Origin of the sequence: Streptomyces sp. NPDC051987 (assembly GCF_040680735.1) — a bacterium.
In the GTDB taxonomy this organism is placed as follows: domain Bacteria; phylum Actinomycetota; class Actinomycetes; order Streptomycetales; family Streptomycetaceae; genus Streptomyces.
Map to the genome: position 1 here is coordinate 1 of NZ_JBFAXI010000181.1, position 5,332 is coordinate 5,332.

General features: G+C 73.1%; 6 protein-coding genes. 3 read left to right on the top strand and 3 right to left on the bottom strand.

Going from position 1 to position 5,332, the window contains the following annotated elements:
• Positions 1–141: 141 nt before the first annotated feature.
• The 3 genes from AB0M11_RS40975 to AB0M11_RS40985 form a co-directional block, all read right to left on the bottom strand.
• Complete coding sequence (locus AB0M11_RS40975; protein WP_365714016.1) at positions 142–390, bottom strand: chaplin family protein; 249 nt, start codon at positions 388–390, stop codon at positions 142–144.
• A 170-nt stretch (positions 391–560) separates the two neighbouring features.
• Positions 561–1,202 (bottom strand): response regulator transcription factor, encoded by a 642-nt coding sequence (locus AB0M11_RS40980; protein ID WP_365714018.1) that lies wholly within the window; start codon positions 1,200–1,202, stop codon positions 561–563.
• Positions 1,195–2,340: a GAF domain-containing sensor histidine kinase gene (locus AB0M11_RS40985; RefSeq protein ID WP_365714020.1), complete on the bottom strand. Its 1,146-nt coding sequence runs from the start codon at positions 2,338–2,340 to the stop codon at positions 1,195–1,197. Before AB0M11_RS40985 ends, AB0M11_RS40980 begins: the two co-directional genes overlap by 8 nt.
• A gap of 224 nt (positions 2,341–2,564) precedes the next feature.
• On the opposite strand from AB0M11_RS40985, the gene AB0M11_RS40990 reads away from it, so the two are divergent.
• From AB0M11_RS40990 to AB0M11_RS41000, 3 genes are all read left to right on the top strand, one after another.
• Positions 2,565–3,260 carry an SDR family NAD(P)-dependent oxidoreductase gene (locus AB0M11_RS40990; protein WP_365714022.1) on the top strand — a complete coding sequence of 232 codons (696 nt, stop codon included), beginning with the start codon at positions 2,565–2,567 and terminating at the stop codon, positions 3,258–3,260.
• Positions 3,257–4,324: an S-adenosylmethionine:tRNA ribosyltransferase-isomerase gene (locus tag AB0M11_RS40995; protein ID WP_365714024.1), complete on the top strand. Its 1,068-nt coding sequence runs from the start codon at positions 3,257–3,259 to the stop codon at positions 4,322–4,324. The genes AB0M11_RS40990 and AB0M11_RS40995 overlap by 4 nt, the downstream gene beginning before the upstream one ends.
• A gap of 314 nt (positions 4,325–4,638) precedes the next feature.
• Positions 4,639–5,247 carry a lytic transglycosylase gene (locus AB0M11_RS41000; protein WP_365714026.1) on the top strand — a complete coding sequence of 203 codons (609 nt, stop codon included), beginning with the start codon at positions 4,639–4,641 and terminating at the stop codon, positions 5,245–5,247.
• Positions 5,248–5,332: the final 85 nt, after the last annotated feature.

Genomic DNA, 5,332 nt, shown 5'->3' on the forward strand with positions numbered 1-5,332 from the left:
CGGGGCGCCGGGCGGCGGCGCGGGGGGGGCTGGCCGCCCAGACCCCCCCCCACCCTGCGGCGGGGGGGGAACCCCCCGCGCCCCTTCGGGGCGCCGACCGGCCTTCCGGGGGGCGGAAGGCCGGGGCGAGGCGGCGTGGTTTCAGTGGTTGAGGCCGAGGTTGCCGAAGGCGGGGTTCAGTACGCCGACGACGTTGACGCTGTTGCCGACCACGTTGACCGGGACGTCGACCGGGGCCTGGATGACGTTGCCCGAGACGACGCCCGGAGAACCGTGGGCAGCGCCGGCCGCGGTGGCACCGCCGGTGTGGGCGGAGGCCAGTCCCGCACCGGCGGCGACGATCCCGCCGGCCACCATCGTCACGGCCGCTGCCTTCTTCAGGTTCTTCACTTCTTGAGCCCTCCTTGGCGATCGCCACGGCGGTCGCCGCGGCACGCACTGAAGAACGGCGGCGGCCAGGAGAAGATGCGCCATCCGGGTGACATTCCCACGACGGTATGAATCTCAGCCCGGAGGGCGACCTTCCAGGTTGCCGCCCGTGAAGCGTTGCGGAGGGCGTTTCAGCCGGTCACACCGTGGCGAACGGCCCACAGGGCGGCCTGGGTGCGGTCGGCGAGGTCCAGTTTCATCAGGATGTTCGAGACGTGTGTCTTGACGGTCTTCTCGGACAGCACCAGAGCGCGCGCTATCTCGCGGTTGGACCGGCCGTCGGCGATCAGCCCGAGCACCTCGCGCTCCCGCTCGGTGAGCGAGCCGCCCCTGCCCTGGCCGGTGCCGGCCTCCTCCTGGGAGAGCAGGGCGCCGGCCACCTCGGACTGGAGCAGGACGTGCCCGGCGTGCACCGATCGGATGGCGGTGGCGAGCGCGTCGGGATCGACGTCCTTGTAGACGTATCCGGCGGCACCCGCGCGCAGGGCCGGGACGACCGTGCGCTGTTCGGTGAAGCTGGTGACGATCAGCACGCGCGCGGGGTTGTCGAGCTCGCGGAGCTTGCGCAGCGCCGCCACGCCGTCGAGACCGGGCATCTTGACGTCCATGAGGACGACGTCGGGGGCCAGCTCCTGGGCGCGCTCGACCCCTTCGGCGCCGTCGGCGGCCTCGCCGACCACCTCGATGTCGTCCTGGACCTCCAGAAAGGTGCGCAGGCCCCGGCGGACGACCTGGTGGTCGTCGACCAGCAGCACCCGGATCGCGTCAGCCACCGGGGACCTCCATCTCGATCGTGGTGCCCTTGCCGGGCGCCGATTCCACGGTCAGCGTGCCGCCGACGCCGCTCGCCCGGTCCCGCATGGAGACCAGGCCGAGGTGGCGTCCGGCGCGCCGGGTGAGGTGCGGGTCGAAGCCGCTGCCGTCGTCGGTGACCCGCAGGACGGCTCCGCCGCCGCGCCGGTTCACGGTCACGTCGACGTGGTCGGCCCCGGAGTGCCGCAGGGCGTTGTGCAGCGCTTCCTGGGCGACCCGGAGCAGCGCCTCCTCCTGGGCGGCGGGCAGGGCCCGGAAGCCACTGGCGGCGAAGGTCACGCGCGCGGTGTGGGCGCGGTCCAGGACCTGGACCTGGGTGCGCAGGGTGGCGAGCAGACCGTCCTCGTCGAGGGCGGCGGGGCGCAGTTCGACGACGGCGGCGCGCAGCTCTTCGGTGGCCTCGGCGGCGAGCGCGGCCACCTGCTGCAGCTCGCCCTTGGCGCGGGCGGGATCGCGGTCGACCAGGGCCGCGGCGGCCTGGGCGGTCAGGCGCAGGGAGAACAGCTTCTGGCTGACCGCGTCGTGCAGCTCGTGGGCGAGCCGGGAGCGCTCCTCGGCGATGGTCAGCTCGCGGCTGCGCTCGTAGAGGCGGGCGTTGGTGAGCGCGATGGCCGCGTGCTGGGCGAGGATCGAGAGCAGTTCCTCGTCCTCGGCGGTGAAGCCGCAGCCTCCGTCGGGCTTCTCGCAGTTCTTGTTGGCGAGGAACAGGGCGCCGATCACCTCGTCGCCGTCGCGGATCGGCAGCCCCAGGAAGTCGGACATCTCGGGGTGGGCGGACGGCCAGCCCTCGAAGCGGGGGTCCGTGCGGACGTCGGCGAGCCGCTCGGCCTTCGCCTCGCGCAGCATCGCCGCGAGGATGCCGTGCTGGCGCGGGAGCGGGCCGATGGCCTTCCACTGGGCGTCGGTGACGCCGTCCACCACGAACTGGGCGAAGCCGCCGTGGTCGTCGGGGACCCCGAGCGCGGCGTACTGCGCGTCGAGCAGCTCGCGCGCGGAGGCGACGATCGTCTTGAGGACGTCGCGCACCTCCAGATGCCGGCTCATCGCCAGCAGCGCGGAGCTCACCGCCGCGAGACCGGCGCGGGGACCTTGACTCATGCCCTCACGGTACCGGCGGGCTGTGACACCGGGGATCGGGCCGGCGGCGCAGGGCGTGGACCGGTGGCCGTAGTCCTGGGGGCCTAGGACGTGAGGCTCGGACCGACGGCTTAGTCCGAAGGGCCCGGCAGGTTGCGGCCCGCGTCCGAGGCGGCCGGGGCGGGCGCGTTCCTAGGTTGGGATCACCGCCGACGCGGGCGGACGGAGCCGAGGGGACGGTTGTCATGCCGGTAGGGATCATCACGGGAGCCTCGAAGGGGCTGGGGCGGGCGCTGGCCGAGGCGCTGGCCGCGCGCGGCTGGGATCTGGTGCTGGACGCCAGGGGCGCCGGGGTGCTGAAGGAGACGGCGGAGGCCGTCGCGGGACACGGGAGGCGGGTGATGGCGCTGCCGGGCGATGTGACGGACGGCGGGCACCGCGCGGACCTGGTGGCCGCCGCGCGGGAGCTGGGCGGGGTGGACCTGGTGGTGAACAACGCCAGTGCGCTGGGCGCCGAGCCGCTGGTGCGCCTGGACGAGCTGCCGTTGGCGGGGCTGCGCCGGGCGCTGGAGGTGAACGTGGTGGCCGCGCTGGGCCTGGTCCAGGAGGCGCTGCCGCTGCTGCGGGAGTCGGCGGCGGGTGCGGTGGTCACGGTCAGTTCGGACGCGGGTGCCGAGGCGTACGAGACCTGGGGCGGTTACGGCGCCTCGAAGGCGGCGCTGGACCAGCTGGCGGCGGTGCTCGGCGTGGAGGAGCCGGGGCTGCGGGTGTGGGCGGTGGATCCCGGGGACATGGCGACCGACCTGTACGCGGCGGCCGTACCGGACGACGGGGATCCGCGGCCCGCGCCGGTGAGTGTCGTGCCGGCGTTCCTGCGGCTGCTCGACGAGCGGCCGGCCAGCGGGCGGTACGGGGCGCCGGCGCTGGTGGAGGGGCGATGACGACGGTGGTGCGGGTGCCGAAGGAGCTGTCCGCGCGGGTGCCGGCCGAGCAGCGGGGACCGGGGCTGGAACGGGACGCTGTACGGCTGCTGGTGTCGCGCGGGACGGCGGTGTCGCATCACGCCTTCGCCGAGCTGCCGCGTCTGCTGCGGGCCGGGGACGTGCTGGTGGTGAACACCTCGGCGACGCTGGCGGCGGCCGTGGACGGAAAGGCGGGGCACGCGCGCGTGGTCGTGCACTTCTCCACGCGCGGGGACGACGGCCGGTGGGCGGTCGAGGTGCGGGAGCCGGACGGGAACGGCACGACACGCCCGCGTGCGGGCGCCCGCGCGGGAACGGAGGTGCTGCTGCCGGGGGGCGGGCGGCTGGTGCTGGAGGAGCCGTTGAGCGAGCGGGGCGAGCGGCTGTGGTGGGCGCGGACCTCGGCGGACGTACGCGAGGTGCTGCGGGAGCACGGGCGGCCGATTCGCTACTCCTACACGGAGCGGGACCAGCCGCTGTCCGTCTACCAGACGGTGTTCGCGCTGCCGTCGGCGGACGGGGCGGGGAGCGCGGAGATGCCGAGCGCGGCGCGACCCTTCACCGCGCGGCTGGTGGCCGAGCTGGTGAGCCGAGGGGTGCAGTTCGCGCCGATCACACTGCACACCGGGGTGTCGTCGGCGGAGGTGCACGAGCCGCCGTACGCCGAACGTTTCGCCGTGCCGGAGGCGTCGGCGCGGCTGATCAACAGCGTGCGTGCGGGCGAGGGGCGGGTGGTCGCGGTCGGTACGACCGCCGTGCGGGCCGTGGAGTCGGCCGCCGGGGCCGACGGGGCGGTGCGGGCGGCCGAGGGGTGGACGGAGCTCGTGGTGACGCCCGAGCGCGGGGTGCGGGTGGTGGACGGGCTGCTGACCGGGCTGCACGAACCGGAGGCCTCGCATCTGCTGATGCTTGAGGCGGTCGCGGGGCGGGCCGCGGTGGACCGCAGCTACGAGGAGGCGCTGCGCGGGCGCTATCTGTGGCACGAGTTCGGGGACGTGCACCTCATCCTGCCGGAGGAGGACTCTCACGCAGAGCATTGCTAGAGCAACTCATGGTGAGAAACCCAGGAGGGCGATGTGAGGCCGCGCATAGGGCGCACATCACATACGAACGGACATAGGAGATAAATACTCCCGGCGCGAACGGGGCAGACATTCCAATCTGTCCCGATTTGCCCCCACAGGCTCCACTACCGGGGGTCGTACGTCACACCTTTGCCACGGCATTTTGCGGCCGCTAAGAATGGCTGCCGTCGCTCAGCACCGCGGGTTCCCCCCGCGGTGTTCGTGCAGGAGGAGCCGGTCTCCCCCGCGGACAACGAGCGACCTCCGCGCTATTCGAAGAGGTCTCCACCGCCATGCCCAAGCACGCCCACAGTCCCACGCTGACCAAGCACCACAAGATCGCGCTCGCCGGTGTCGCCACGATCGGCGCCGCCGCCCTCGCCTTCTCGGCCGTGCCCAGCAGCGCCAAGACGGTCACGTCCGGTGCCCCCGAGACCGCCGCCAAGGCGGCCTACGGCACCGAGCAGGTCAAGGACGTCACGGGCTCGGTCACGGACCGGCTCGCCCTGGAGAACGTCAAGGTCGAGGCCATCGCCGCCGCCAAGAAGCAGGCGGCCATCGCCCACCAGCTGCACGCGGCGCACGTGAAGCAGGCCCATGCCGCCCACGTGCAGCACGTCGCCACCGTCAACAAGACCGCAGCCCAGCAGGCCGCGAGCCGGTCCGCGCAGCGCCCGCAGATCCAGCTGGTCGCCGCCAAGACCTACGCCAACAACCTCGACGGCTGGATCCGCCAGGCCCTCGACATCATGAAGGCCAAGGGCATCCCCGGCTCCTACAGCGGCCTGCACCGCAACATCATGCGGGAGTCCTCCGGCAACCCGAACGCCATCAACAACTGGGACATCAACGCGATCAACGGCATCCCGTCCAAGGGCCTGCTGCAGGTCAGTGCTGGTTGATCCGGAACGAGGACACGGTGCCGTCGGCGGTCGACTTCGCCGTCCACACGACGGTCAGGTCGATGCCGATCCGCAGGCCGTCCTC

What these genes read in the sequence shown, in the direction of transcription:
- AB0M11_RS41000 (WP_365714026.1), top strand. Translation starts at nt 4,639, where the DNA reads ATGCCCAAGCACGCCCACAGTCCCACGCTGACCAAGCACCACAAGATC.
- AB0M11_RS40985 (WP_365714020.1), bottom strand. Translation starts at nt 2,340, where the DNA reads ATGAGTCAAGGTCCCCGCGCCGGTCTCGCGGCGGTGAGCTCCGCGCTG.
- AB0M11_RS40990 (WP_365714022.1), top strand. Translation starts at nt 2,565, where the DNA reads ATGCCGGTAGGGATCATCACGGGAGCCTCGAAGGGGCTGGGGCGGGCG.
- AB0M11_RS40995 (WP_365714024.1), top strand. Translation starts at nt 3,257, where the DNA reads ATGACGACGGTGGTGCGGGTGCCGAAGGAGCTGTCCGCGCGGGTGCCG.